Source organism: Aneurinibacillus sp. REN35, from assembly GCF_041379945.2.
Classification (GTDB): Bacteria; Bacillota; Bacilli; order Aneurinibacillales; family Aneurinibacillaceae; genus Aneurinibacillus.
On the sequence record NZ_JBFTXJ020000018.1, the window covers coordinates 36,105 to 48,836 of the forward strand.

The following is a 12,732-nucleotide window of genomic DNA, read 5'->3' on the forward strand; positions in this document are numbered from 1 at the left end:
TAAACGTAACATACTATGTGCTGTGATAAAATAGTAGAGAATGAATGAACTAACGAGGACTGATTATGAGATATACAATTACGCCTGGCTTCCATCTCACATTGCCTGAAAAATGTGGAGTCTATCTATACCGTGACAAAGCCGACAATATTATTTATATCGGCAAAGCCAAAAATTTAAAAAAACGAATCTCCACCTACTTCTATAACAATAAACAGCACACATCAAAAACGAAACGCATGATTTATGCTGCATGCAGTGTAGAATTGCGCTTTACCGCCTCCGAACTTGAAGCACTGCTCGTAGAAGCACGATTGATCCGTATGCATCTTCCGCTGTATAATCAGGCGCTTCGTAACTACAAAGCATATCCTTTCATTGTCCTGCGCACCGACCAGCCCTATCCGTATATTGAAGTCTCACGCGATGCTGTCATTCCCGGCGCAACTTACTTTGGACCGTATCGCAAGGCGAACTGGCTGTATCCGGCCGTCGATGCGCTGAACAACTGGCTTAAGCTCAGGCGTTGTACAGGCCCGCTGCCGCATCATTCCTGCCTGTATGCTGATATGAAGCAGTGCTTGGCACCATGTATCGATCCCAATAGCGAGGCGTACTATAGTGAAGGTGTACAGACAGCAATCGATGTACTCGAATGCAATCCCATCATGCGGGCAAAGCTTGAGTTCTGGCGAGATCGCAGCGCCGCCGAGCTTCAGTTCGAGGAAGCCCAGCAGTGGCAGAAGCTAATTAATCTTGCCCGCTACAATGGCCGCATTAAGCGATCCGTTGCCCGGCATCATGCGCTCATTCTATCTACGAACCCGGAAGTTGGCTGCATCGGTCTTGTCATCGTACACGGCCGTCTCATCGCTACGCTTAAAGAGGAGTCGGGGACAGGGCCTTACACTGAGTCAATGCTCGCGCAAGCGTATCGCTTATACGAACAAGCAAAAGGCACACTCAAAGCGCCCACAATTGAAGAAGTAGATGAGATGCTAATCATCGCATCCTGGCTCGAACACCATGCGGACCAGCTTACAATACATCCGCTCGATGCCCATACACCGGTCTATGGAAAATAGCGCACAAGAAAGAGAAGAAGAACGCATCTTCTTCTCTTGTTTTCTGCCTATCACATAAATCCAGTATATACTATAATGCTTGTACCACCTGTACAGCCCGGTCGAGGAATGCCTCGATTTCCTCACGCGTTTTGCCGGCACGGCTGACGAAGCGCACGATCTCCTGGCCGTCGCGAAAAGCGACGAAGCTTGGAATCCCTAAGATCCCCAACTCTTCACCCAGCTCAGGGAACGTATCCCGGTTTACACTGATAAAGACAAGCCGATCTTTATAAGCCTCTTCTACTTCCGGCATAAATGGATCAATTCTGTGGCAGTCCGGACACCAGTCTGTATAGAATTTTGCTACAGTCAGCGTATCGGATTGAACCGCTTCTCGAAATTGCTCTACCGTTTTTATTTCTTGCATCTTTTTATCCTCCTTGAAACCAATTCTCTCCTCACTATCTTACCTCGTTTGTGCCGAAATTAACACGTTGCAACTCTACAAAATCGCTTTCTAAACTTCTAATTTGATTCATACCCATATAACAGACGCACAATTATTAATCAGAACCCGATAAATATGGGAGGATCGCCATATGTCAAACTTATTTGCTGAACGCTCTCTGACAGAGATTCGCTTCTGGAGCCAGATCATGAAAGAGCATGCGCTTTTTCTCCGCCTCGGCTTTACGGTCGACCAGCCAAAGCTGATTCAGGAAGCGGCCCACTTCTACTCCATGTTCGAGAACATTGAAGAGAAAGCACATCTTCTTACCCCCGATGCCGATCGGGAACAAATTGCCCGCTTCAATACGGAAGTATACCAGGCTGCTGCACATATCTGGTCATTCAAGCGGCGGGTACTTGAGCTTATTCTCTCCTGTACCATTATCACCAATAACTATCCGCTCTTGGTTGATCATATCAGCAGAGAAGCGGCCTATTTCATGAATCGGCTGGAGCAGTTAAACAAGGGCATTCTTGAACCGCTGCCGGATGCTATCATTAACGAAAATGTGTTCTTCCTTCGCTTGATGGGCGATCATGCCAAATTCATTGCCCACCTGCTTGATCCGAGTGAGCGCAGCCTTATTGGGGAAGCAAGCGACTTCAGCTACCAATTCGATCAGTTGTTATTCCAAGCTGTCGATCTAGAATCCATGCGGCCGGCCTCACAGACCGGTCCAATCTTAACGAGACTGATTAGCGATAGCCGACCCGCTGTTGAATCCTTGCGCGACTTCAAACAAGCAGCCAAAGAAATGATTGAGAACTGCCGATTGCGCGGCAACATTCATCCGCTGCTTGCTGATCATACCGTGCGGGAGGCCAATCATTTCCTTACACTGCTTGACGCCTTTGAAGCAAGCTTAATTGCGGGGCCAACAGAAGAAGTTAGATAATCTCCCTCTCTCTGAGTTGTTGAATCTCGTTGTTGTTATATCCCGCCTGACGCAACACATCTTCTGTATCCGCGCCTCGTGCCGGCGGATAAGCCAACGTCTCAAGCGCAGCTTCTGTAAGCAGCGGATTTTTTACCTGTACAACCGTTGGGTGTGCATCCCATTGCGCAAACATACCACGCGCACGCAAGTGTTCATTCCGTAGCGCTTCTTCAAGCGGCAGTATCGGTGTAAGACACACATCCTCGTCCTTAAAGGCAGCCATAATGTCAGCGGCGGTCCGCTCTTGAAAGTATGCCCGAACTTCTTCCTTAATTAAATCCTGCTTATCCAATGCCCAATAATCCGGCATGTGGTCCGCAAGCCCTGCCACTTCGCAAAATCTGCGCCAGAATTTCGCTTCCAGCGCGCCCAGCGCCATCCATTTGCCATCTCTTGTCTCATATACATTATAGCAGGCCAGCGCGCCGGTCAGCGGATTGAACGCCGCATGGCCGTTTTCTTTTGCCGCTAAATGATAGCTAAGCGCCGGAATCATAAAAGGCAAGACTCCATCGGTCATCGAAACATCGATATACTCGCCCACCCCGGTGCGTACTCGCTGTAAAGCTGCGAGCAAAATACCGCTGACCGCATGCAATGTACCAGCTCCAATATCAGCAATCTGTACCGGCGGAAGGCATGCTCCCGAGGTACCCTGCGCCTCAATGGCCTCATGAAGCAGGCCGGTAAACCCAATATAATTCAGATCATGACCCGCTTTCGCCGCATAGGGGCCGCTCTGGCCATATCCTGTAATGGAACAATAAATTAAACCTGGATGAATCTGCTGCAGCTCTTCATAGCTAAGACCAAGCTTCTTCATTACACCCGGCCGAAACCCCTCCACAAGAATATCTGTCTCACGGACCAGCCTACGCAAAACTTCCTTTCCCTCATCATGCTGCAGATTCAATGTTACACTCTTCTTGCCCCGGTTGAGCAGTTGATACAGCGCACCAGCCCCGGCAAGCATCGGTTCCATATCACGCGCATAATCGCCAAGGTTAGGATCTTCAATCTTAATAATCTCCGCTCCATAATCCGCCAGATACATCGTGCATAGCGGCCCCGGCAGCAGACGGGTTAGATCGAGCACTTTCATTCCTGCGAGCGCTTGATTCATATCATCCCTGCTTTCTGTTTATATTTTCTTATAAATAAAAAAATAGCACACAATGGCGCTATTTAAAACAAAGTTTTCTGAAATTACTCGCTAACCTGAAGCTCCACCACATCAATGCGGGAAATTTTCTCTCCGGCGGCTGGGTTTTGTTTAATTACGATTCCGCTTTTAGATATCGAAGTCTCCAGATAATATTTATAACGAAGACCCGCGGCATTCAGCTTCTGACCCGCTTCAGCAAGCGTTAAACCTTCCACGTCGGGTACCTCAATACCAGTCTTTTTCTCTTGTGGAGCCGGTTCGGTCTTTGCCTGCGATACGGGATCAACAGACTTGGCAGAACCCGGTTGATTATTCTGCAAGGCAGAAAATATAGTAACGCATGCGATAACCACTACGGCAATCGCGGCGATTCGCTTCGTAGAAAACCTACGTCCGATCCGCGTTTTCTTTGCAGGCTTTGCCTGTCTCATATTTTTCTGAGCACGAGGTCGATAGCCCGTTGCGAGATTCTCTGTCTTTTTCTCTCCGGCTTCTTCCTCTATTGTATCTACCGCACGAGTACGTACGCCTGGCTGCGTCTTTTTGATGTAATGATACAGCGACGTTAGATCTTCTAGTGTCTGGGCAATCATGTGTCCGTACTGCTCCTTACCCTTCTTCTCTTCACGTCGCCAAATCGCGCGCAGCGACTTGCGGATAACGAACGGATCGCCCGGATAAGACAGCGCCATCTCTTCAATGATCTGGTTGATGGGAAGCTCAATGCTAACCTCGCCAAACATCAAGTGATGCATCAGACGAAAAATGTCACTGATTTCATGTCCAGCTGCCGCAGGGTTCACCGCCCAGCTGTTTACCATCTTTACTTCACCGGCCTCCGTCAGCCAGAGATTATGTTTCGTAAACAGAAGACCGCGTCCGTCTGTTCGGTTCGCTTCTTCTAAAATGCCAACAAATTGGCGGGCCATGCCAAGCGCTTCTTTCAATGATAGCTTGCGTGCCTTCGGTTGCGCATCCAAAAGAAAGCCTGGTACATATTCCAGAATGACAAACGCTTCTTCCGCCGTCTCACCACGGTCAAGAATCTGCAGTGCAGAAGATACATGCATAATTCTATCTTCATGGGCAGAAGTCCGCGGAAAAATATACAGCAGAATGTCGCGCCTTAGCACGCTGTCATGTCCTCTATGCAGTTGTCCTGCTTCGCCCGCATACAGCAGCGTATCCGGTACGTAGCGCTCATACAACCCTTTTTTCATACTCAATCAAACCCCTTATCTTGTTTTTCATTACCCTTCTTTGTTTGTACTACCCCCGCTGAGAATGAAAAACTTACGGATAGTATCCGCATCACCATATACTAACACAATATCGCCAGGCTGTATTGTTGTACTTCCCGTCGGATTTTTGATGGTTAGCTTGTTCCTCTTTATACTCATAATTTTCACATCTTGCTGCGCTAAATTCAACTCTTTTAGTGCAATATTTACAATCCTCGTATGGGCGGCCGTTACACGAAACCGCTGCAGACAGCCCCTCTCATCCACCAACGCTTCTTCACTTGGAATATGACGCCTGTGATAGCGCTCCACCCGTTTCCCGACATTTCTTCTGATTATCCGACGCAGCGCCTGTGTGCGCAGTAAAAATAAAGCACAGACCAGGATGACAAGACCAATACCGAGATCTGAGAAATGAATCACTGTCGTAACAAAAAAGCTGATCACAAACGATAAAATAACAGCAAAGGAAATGGTTCCGAAAATAATCAAAAACGAAGCAATGCGCCGCCGAAGCGGATGCTCAATAATCAGCTCCGATTCCGCTGTCGTATAGCCGGTACCGGTCAAAAGTGAAATCGCTTGAAATTTGGCCACTTCCCGTTTAAGCCCTGTCGCCTGCAAAAGCATGGTAGACATCTCGATGATGAGTAAAATCAAAATAATATAGAGCGTAAAGAATACGACATTCAAGTGAAGTCCCACTCCATTCTTAATATTATGGAAGAGTTAGCTTCCTATGCAAGTAAAATTTCATCTGTGTTTTCACACCGCGCAGAAGAGGTAACAATAAGATAATCACACGTACAGGAGGAAACAATATGACCGCAGGACAAGTTTTTGTACGCATATATAAGGAAGAAACAAAGCTTTTAGAAGATGCACGCCGATTACATAAGCACGGGTATAAGTCGGAAGATATTTTTATTATTGCCCATAGTGATGCCAAGCAGGATTGGCTTAATCTTCTTGCTGAGACAAACAATATTGATTGGGAGGAGATTGGCTTTAAAGATGCCATACTTAATGCATTCCGCTCAGAAGATAAAGTAGTACGTAATGAATTAATACACCTTGGACTTAGCGAGCATCAAGCAGACAAGTATGAAAAACAACTTGCCGAAGGCTGTGTATTGCTTATCGTACTTGATCGCCACGGCGCCACTCATCAGATTTTTGGAAAAGGGAGCGACATTTATGTCGTATAATCCTATTGTTTGAAAAAAAGGGGCTGTCCCATTCGTCTCATTCGACTTTTGGGACAGCCCCTTTTACATATGCATATTCTTAGTTGCTTTGTGCAGTGCGGCCAAAGTTTTCAAGATACTCATTGGCCTCTTCTTTATTAAATTGGCCTTCCCACTTCGACATAACAATTGCTGCTACACTGTTACCTACTACGTTTACAACCGTGCGCATCATGTCAAGCAGACGGTCAATTCCCGCGATAAAGGCAAGACCTTCAATCGGAATTCCTACTGAACCAAGCGTTGCCAGAAGAACAACGAAGGAGAGTCCAGGTACGCCGGCAATCCCTTTGGATGTTAGCATCAGTACAAGCGCAAAGGTAATCTGCTGCGTGATGGATAAGTCAATGCCGTACATCTGTGCGATGAATATACCCGCAAGCGCTTGATACAGCGTACTACCATCTAAATTGAACGAGTAGCCAGTCGGAATAACGAAAGATACAATTCCTTTTGGACAGCCCATTTTCTCAAGCTTCTCCATAATACGCGGAAGTACTGCTTCACTACTTGCTGTAGAGTACGCAAGCAGGAGCTCTTCTTTCAGCATAACCATCAAGCGGAAGATGTTCACGCCTGCCCACTTGGAAATAATACCGAGAATAACAACAATGAAGAAAATCATTGTTAAATATACAATAATCATTAATTTGCCGAGCGGAATCAGCGACGAGAGACCGAATTTTGAAACGGTTACACCAATCAGTGCGAATACACCGAATGGAGCAAATTTCATAACCATATTGGTTAGATTAAACATTGTCTCTGCAATTAATTCAAAGAAATGAATGAGCGGCTTACCGCGTTCACCAAGCTTTGCTAAAGCCAGACCAAACATAACAGCGAAGAAGATAATCGCCAAATTGTTGCCGCTTGCCATCGCATCGACCACGTTTGTTGGTACGATGTTTACCAATGTTTCGGCAAATCCGTGCGATTGCGTTTCTTGTGTTGTATTTACATACTTACTAATATCAGATTGTGCAAGGTTGTTCATATTAATGCCAGCGCCTGGTTGGAAGATGTTTGCTACCAACAGACCGATAATAATGGCAACCGTTGTGATCACTTCGAAATAAATAATCGTTTTACCACCCAGTCGTCCAAGGTTCTTTCCGGTACCAACACCGGCTACCCCTACGATCAATGTAGAAATAATGATTGGTACAACGATCATTTTAATTAAATGAATAAAAATTGCTCCGATCGGGTCAAGAACGGCCGCTACTTTCGGGTTACCATAGAAGATGGCCCCGACGGCGATACCTAAAATCAGACCGAGGAAAATCTGCCATACGAGTCCGAATTTTTTCATTTTGTCACCGCTTTCATTGAGGATTTATTTAATTACGTTACTGGTTGATAAATTAAGTTTATTTTGGATCGACAAGATTCTACATGAAACTTCAAAAAGATTCATCGAAAATAAAAAAACACCCGAATATCGGGTGAAATTACAGGTAATCTTTCCTATTTATTCTTTGCATACAAATAATTGTATTTTGAAGCATGCTTTACTTCATCCGTAAGAATTTCAAACACCATATTTTTAAATACCTTATAGGGAACCATAAAGTAAATCCTTCGATATAATTCTACCGCACTCAATTCACCAAACAACGCTTTCTGGATACCGTTTAGATAACTTGTCGGCTTCTCAAAAGGCTCACTGCTGCTTGCTTCGATCATCTGCCCTGTTAGCGTATAGTATATCTGCTTGAACATCCGGCGGTGCCTGCGCTCATCATTACGGATAGATGTAATAATATCAATATCTTCTTGTGATGGGGCATTCTGAATTAAATAGTCATAAAACAGTTCATCGTTGCGCTCCCCCTGTACCGCCTTTTGCAACAGTGGCAGTACTGCCTGCTGATTTGTCTGATACATCGCATACGAATTTGTCTGCATACTAGGCGTCTGCTGTTGCATCATCTGTGTCATTGGCGGACGATACATAATTGGCTGATAACTGCCGGCAGCATAAAATGGTAGCATCCTGCTTCCTCCTTCAGCTTACAATATCCCTTCATTGTATGCAGAAAGAGAAAAAGCGCCATAAGCAACATCGCTTAGACGCTTTTTTTACTTTCCTGTTTATTGCATATGCGCGGGACGCGGCAGGGAGCCGGTGCGACGATAAATGTCTGCTAATTCATCGATTTCTTTTTTCAACTCTTCGACAAGCTTATCTTCCGGAATCTTACGTGCGATTTCACCATGCTTGAACAGCAAGCCTTCACCGCGTGCTCCTGCGATGCCAATATCGGCTTCACGCGCTTCTCCCGGGCCGTTGACCGCACAGCCAAGTACCGCCACTTTGATTGGTGCCTTAATCGCTGCAATGTAATCTTCAATCTCGTTGGCAACTGAGATTAAGTCAATCTCAATCCTACCGCATGTCGGGCAGGAGATTAACGTGGCGGCATCAGATAAAAGCCCGAATGTCTTCAGCAACTCGCGCCCTACCTTAATTTCTTCTACCGGATCTGCGCTAAGAGAGACGCGCATCGTTGATCCAATACCTTGCGCAAGCAGTGTACCGAGCCCTGCAGCACTTTTTACCGTACCGGCAAATAATGTACCTGCTTCCGTAATGCCCAAGTGTAGCGGATAATTAAATGCGGCGGCAGCTTTCTGATACGCTTCAATCGCAAGCGGTACATTAGACGCCTTCAGCGATACGATAATATCATGAAAATCAAGTTCCTCAAGAATGGAGATATGGTGCAGGGCGCTCTCCACCATCGCCTCTGCTGTTGGATAGCCGTATTTCTCAAGCAGATGCTTCTCAAGCGAACCTGCGTTCACACCGATCCGAATCGGCACTCCGTGCGCTTTGCAGGCACGAACCACTTCTTCTACCTTCTCCCGCCGGCCAATATTGCCGGGATTGATCCGCACTTTATCAATACCGTTCTCAATCGCTTTGAGTGCAAGCTTATAGTCAAAATGAATATCAGAAACGAGCGGGATCGAAATATTCTGCTTGATCTCCTTGATCGCTTCCGCCGCTTCCATATTGTTTACAGTCACACGGACAATCTGGCAGCCCGCTTCTTCAAGACGGTGAATCTGTTCTACCGTCGCGGCTACGTCTGCGGTCTTGGTCGTTGTCATGCTTTGCACAATAACTTGATCGCTTCCGCCGATTGTTAAATTCCCAACCTTTACAGGTCTGGTCTGTGTACGATGATACATCTCTTTGGCTCCTTTATTAGGATAGATTTGTTGCTCACCTGTTTTATCTTATCATAAAAACAAAAGAGCGAGAATGCATCATCTGTATGTTATCTACACTCATCTAACCTAGCCTTCGAACAATCGGCTGAGATCTACACCTCGCTCCTGTAAAATCTGCCGCAGCACTTGCTTATGCTGCTGCTCCGTATATGTATTCATACCAAGCGTCAGCGCCGCCGACATTTCAATATCATATAGAATGTCTTCTAGCTCACTTGTAGACAGGACATTATAACGGTCATATAAACTCTTCATCTCGCTCATATTTGGTTTCATCCTCCAATTTCACATGTTTTCTTTCTATTACTATATGTGCTGCTTATGTTGAGCGTTCGCTCGTACCAATAAGCGAAACAACCGCTTCATAAAGTGAGCCAAAGATATAATCCGGCTGTGGGCTTTTGTTCTGTAAATTCTCTTTACTAATATAGATGGTTTGCAGACCAGCCCGATGCCCAGCCTGAACATCTGTATAGAAATCTCCTACCATATAACTCTGTGCAGGATCAATCTCATGACGCTTCATCAGATCAAGCAGCATCCCTGGCTCAGGCTTACGGCAGGCACATCCTTGCTTCGGCTTGTGTGTGCAAGCCACGATCTCAACCAACCTACCACCCGCCTCTACAATGGCTTCATCCATATGCTGATGAATCTCATCGAGCGCTTCCTGCTTCATAAACCCCAATCCGACCCCACCTTGATTGGTTACCACAAATACGCTGTATCCGGATTCATGAAGCATGCGAATGGCTTCAAGCGCACCGGACATAAATAAAAATTGCCCTACATGGTTAATCGGGTGCGGATTTTCATTAATAACTCCATCCCGATCGAGAAAGAACGCCTTCTTCACGATTTCACTCCTTTATACCCGGTTCATAAGATACACAACCGTTTTATAAGCTACAAAAAATTCACAATTATCACATACACTTCCCAATATTTGAGATATCATATGCTATAATAAATATGACATCAGGATGCACATGACAAATCATCGCGAAAGGAGTCTTCTGCCATGGAAGACAAGTATATCTGTAAATGCGGAATGTATACGTACCATTGCGAATGCTTGCCTGCTGCGCCTTATTATGATGATGTGCTTCACCAACTTACGCATGGACATGAAACCGTTGTCAGCGAAGAGGAGATTACAACCATCCTGCGTCTCATCCCCAAGCAAAAAAAGGCACGCTTAGTTCTGCATCCTGTGCAAAACGGTTACTATTCCATGCAAGTGATACATGAATCACCGCTGCCCCATAGATAAGGTTTACATGAATAAGCCCGGCCCATGTGCCGGGCTTATTCTATACTTTTCCTCATTCTTTTTACTTTTATTTATCCTCTGAGTATGGCAAAAGCCGCTCCGCATACAGCGGAACGACTTCTTGTGGTACTATAATAAACCGAATTTCTTCGCTTCAAACTCCAACTCTTCACGGAATTTTGGATGCGAGATGGCGAGTAGCTCTCTGGTACGCTGCGCAATACTTTTACCACGCATGCTCGCTACCCCATATTCTGTAACAATATGGTCTACATCATTCTTGGATGTAGTTACCGCAGAACCGATGGTCAATTGAGGTCGAATGCGGGAGATTGACTCATCGCGCGTTGTAGAATGCAGGCAGATGAACCCCTTTCCATTCTTGGCAAATCGAGCGCCCCGCGCAAAATCAGCCTGTCCGCCGCTTGAACTGTAATAGCGCCCAGCAATCGTTTCGGATGCGCACTGCCCCATGAAATCGACTTCTGTTGTCGCATTAATTGAAATCATATTGTCTTCCTGAGCAATGATGCGCGGGTCATTCACATAATCGACCGGCAGCATTTCCACTCCTGTATTCTCATCAATGAAATCATACAGTTTTTTAGAACCAAGCGCGAACGTACCCACGATTTTTCCGGCATGTGTCTTTTTTTCAATTCCATTAACAACACCTTTTTCCGCCAGGTCTACTACACCATCCGTTAGAAGTTCTGTATGAATCCCTAAATTTTTATGATTCTGCAAGAAACCAATGATTGCATTAGGAATTGCCCCAATGCCCGCCTGCAGTGTAGCACCGTTTTGAATGCGTTCTACCACATGAGCAGCAATGCGACGGTCAATCTCTGTAATTTTTGGCTCCTTCGCTTCATGCAGGGGATAATCAACGTCAATATAACCAAGAACCTGGCTGATGTGCACCTGATTGGCACCAAACGTACGCGGCATATTCGGATTCACTTCCAGGAAAAACGGCACTTTGCCGATGAAGGAAGCAACATAATCTGCTTGTGTACCGAGTGAGAAGTAACCATGTTCATCCATAGGCGCTGCTGCTGCTAGAATCATAGATGCCTTTGTTGTCTCTTTAAGCAAGCGCGGTACTTCATGAAAATGATTGGGAACAAGCTCACATTCTCCGGCAAGAAACGCTTTGCGTGAAGCACCACTCAAAAAATAGGCCACATGGCGCAAATGATCTCCACATTTGCCATAAATGTAGTCACGCTCTTTCAACGCATGCATCTGATGAATACGTACACCGCTAAAACGTTCCGCGTGCTTCTCAATTGTATCAAGAAGCACAATCGGCTCTCCATTGGCGAGTGGGACAATCAGATCGTCTCCGCTGTTTATATAGCCCAGTACATCCTCCGGCGTCTTGCGCTTGCTCTCCATATCAAGTAGTTGATTCATGCATTAAACCTCCGCTATATATTCCCTTACCTTTACCCATAATAAAGGCCAATTTTACCAAGAGCAAGAGAGAATTCTGTCAAATATATGAAAAGTCCATCCCGGTGCGATCCAGGATGGACTCTTGTTTACCTAATTTTTGTATGCATCTTGCTTCTGTTTGAGTACGTCCGCTTCTACAACTTCCATCTCACCTACGCCGCGAATGAGCTTGCGAGCATAGCTCTTTTTCGGCTTCAGAACATTTACCATGTATTCGATGGCAAGCTCAGGATCTACCGTATCGCCGCACGTATAGCAATCCAATGCGGCAAATCCTCGTTCTGGGTACGTATGAATGGAAATATGGCTTTCCGATAACAGAACCAGTACCGTTGCGCCCTGTGGTTCAAATTGCTTCGCTTGCACGGATAAAACCGTTGCTCCACAGGCTTCCGCAGCTTCGACGAGGTGATGCTGCAGATATTCCGCACTGTTCAATTTCTCAAAATCAACACCCCAAGTATCAATCGCAACATGTCTTCCGAAAGTAGAATATTCCATCTTCCGGTCCCCCCTCCTAGCAATTTCATGTTCAAAACTCTCGCTAGGACCTACGTCATTCACTTTATTTCGAGGAGAAACTTCCT

15 protein-coding genes are annotated in these 12,732 nt (G+C 45.8%); 4 read left to right on the top strand and 11 right to left on the bottom strand.

Features of this window, described 5'->3' with window-relative positions:
- Positions 1-65: 65 nt before the first annotated feature.
- A complete protein-coding gene (locus AB3351_RS21600) occupies positions 66-1,085 on the top strand; it encodes a GIY-YIG nuclease family protein (protein ID WP_371149189.1) in 1,020 nt (339 codons plus the stop codon).
- Between the two features lie 70 nt (positions 1,086-1,155).
- Here the strand turns inward: AB3351_RS21600 and AB3351_RS21605 are convergent, their stop codons facing one another.
- Positions 1,156-1,494, bottom strand: coding sequence for a thioredoxin family protein (locus tag AB3351_RS21605; RefSeq protein WP_371149190.1), 339 nt, complete (start codon positions 1,492-1,494; stop codon positions 1,156-1,158).
- 172 nt (positions 1,495-1,666) lie between these two features.
- On the opposite strand from AB3351_RS21605, the gene AB3351_RS21610 reads away from it, so the two are divergent.
- Positions 1,667-2,473 carry a DUF2935 domain-containing protein gene (locus AB3351_RS21610; RefSeq protein ID WP_371149191.1) on the top strand — a complete coding sequence of 269 codons (807 nt, stop codon included), beginning with the start codon at positions 1,667-1,669 and terminating at the stop codon, positions 2,471-2,473.
- Here AB3351_RS21610 and AB3351_RS21615 read toward each other — a convergent pair.
- The 3 genes from AB3351_RS21615 to AB3351_RS21625 all read right to left on the bottom strand — a co-directional run bounded on the left by AB3351_RS21615 (position 2,466) and on the right by AB3351_RS21625 (position 5,614).
- Complete coding sequence (locus tag AB3351_RS21615; protein WP_371149192.1) at positions 2,466-3,638, bottom strand: CaiB/BaiF CoA transferase family protein; 1,173 nt, start codon at positions 3,636-3,638, stop codon at positions 2,466-2,468. The genes AB3351_RS21610 and AB3351_RS21615 overlap by 8 nt on opposite strands.
- 83 nt (positions 3,639-3,721) lie before the next feature.
- Positions 3,722-4,900, bottom strand: coding sequence for a PASTA domain-containing protein (locus AB3351_RS21620; RefSeq protein ID WP_371149193.1), 1,179 nt, complete (start codon positions 4,898-4,900; stop codon positions 3,722-3,724).
- Positions 4,901-4,930: 30 nt separating this feature from the next.
- The gene (locus AB3351_RS21625) at positions 4,931-5,614 is read right to left on the bottom strand and encodes a TrkA C-terminal domain-containing protein (protein ID WP_371149194.1); all 684 of its coding nucleotides are present in this window, start codon (positions 5,612-5,614) and stop codon (positions 4,931-4,933) included.
- Between the two features lie 128 nt (positions 5,615-5,742).
- Between AB3351_RS21625 and AB3351_RS21630 the strand changes: the two genes are divergently transcribed.
- Positions 5,743-6,129, top strand: a complete 387-nt coding sequence (locus tag AB3351_RS21630; protein ID WP_371149195.1) for a general stress protein — start codon at positions 5,743-5,745, stop codon at positions 6,127-6,129.
- A gap of 79 nt (positions 6,130-6,208) precedes the next feature.
- Here AB3351_RS21630 and AB3351_RS21635 read toward each other — a convergent pair whose 3' ends face one another.
- From AB3351_RS21635 to AB3351_RS21655, 5 genes are all read right to left on the bottom strand, one after another.
- Complete coding sequence (locus tag AB3351_RS21635; protein ID WP_371149196.1) at positions 6,209-7,483, bottom strand: cation:dicarboxylate symporter family transporter; 1,275 nt, start codon at positions 7,481-7,483, stop codon at positions 6,209-6,211.
- Between the two features lie 155 nt (positions 7,484-7,638).
- Positions 7,639-8,166, bottom strand: coding sequence for a ferritin-like domain-containing protein (locus AB3351_RS21640; protein ID WP_371149197.1), 528 nt, complete (start codon positions 8,164-8,166; stop codon positions 7,639-7,641).
- Positions 8,167-8,265: 99 nt separating this feature from the next.
- Positions 8,266-9,369, bottom strand: coding sequence for a flavodoxin-dependent (E)-4-hydroxy-3-methylbut-2-enyl-diphosphate synthase (ispG, locus tag AB3351_RS21645; RefSeq protein ID WP_371149198.1), 1,104 nt, complete (start codon positions 9,367-9,369; stop codon positions 8,266-8,268).
- Between the two features lie 108 nt (positions 9,370-9,477).
- Complete coding sequence (locus AB3351_RS21650; protein ID WP_371149199.1) at positions 9,478-9,675, bottom strand: hypothetical protein; 198 nt, start codon at positions 9,673-9,675, stop codon at positions 9,478-9,480.
- Positions 9,676-9,730: 55 nt separating this feature from the next.
- On the bottom strand, positions 9,731-10,267 hold the full coding sequence (locus AB3351_RS21655) for a D-glycero-alpha-D-manno-heptose-1,7-bisphosphate 7-phosphatase (protein WP_371149200.1): 537 nt from the start codon (positions 10,265-10,267) through the stop codon (positions 9,731-9,733).
- A gap of 165 nt (positions 10,268-10,432) precedes the next feature.
- Between AB3351_RS21655 and AB3351_RS21660 the strand changes: the two genes are divergently transcribed.
- Positions 10,433-10,684 (top strand): hypothetical protein, encoded by a 252-nt coding sequence (locus AB3351_RS21660; RefSeq protein ID WP_371149201.1) that lies wholly within the window; start codon positions 10,433-10,435, stop codon positions 10,682-10,684.
- A gap of 129 nt (positions 10,685-10,813) precedes the next feature.
- Here the strand turns inward: AB3351_RS21660 and AB3351_RS21665 are convergent, their stop codons facing one another.
- Both AB3351_RS21665 and speD read right to left on the bottom strand, forming a co-directional pair.
- Positions 10,814-12,103, bottom strand: a complete 1,290-nt coding sequence (locus AB3351_RS21665) for an acetyl-CoA hydrolase/transferase family protein (RefSeq protein ID WP_371149202.1) — start codon at positions 12,101-12,103, stop codon at positions 10,814-10,816.
- A gap of 132 nt (positions 12,104-12,235) precedes the next feature.
- Positions 12,236-12,646, bottom strand: a complete 411-nt coding sequence (gene speD / locus AB3351_RS21670) for an adenosylmethionine decarboxylase (protein WP_371149203.1) — start codon at positions 12,644-12,646, stop codon at positions 12,236-12,238.
- Positions 12,647-12,732: the final 86 nt, after the last annotated feature.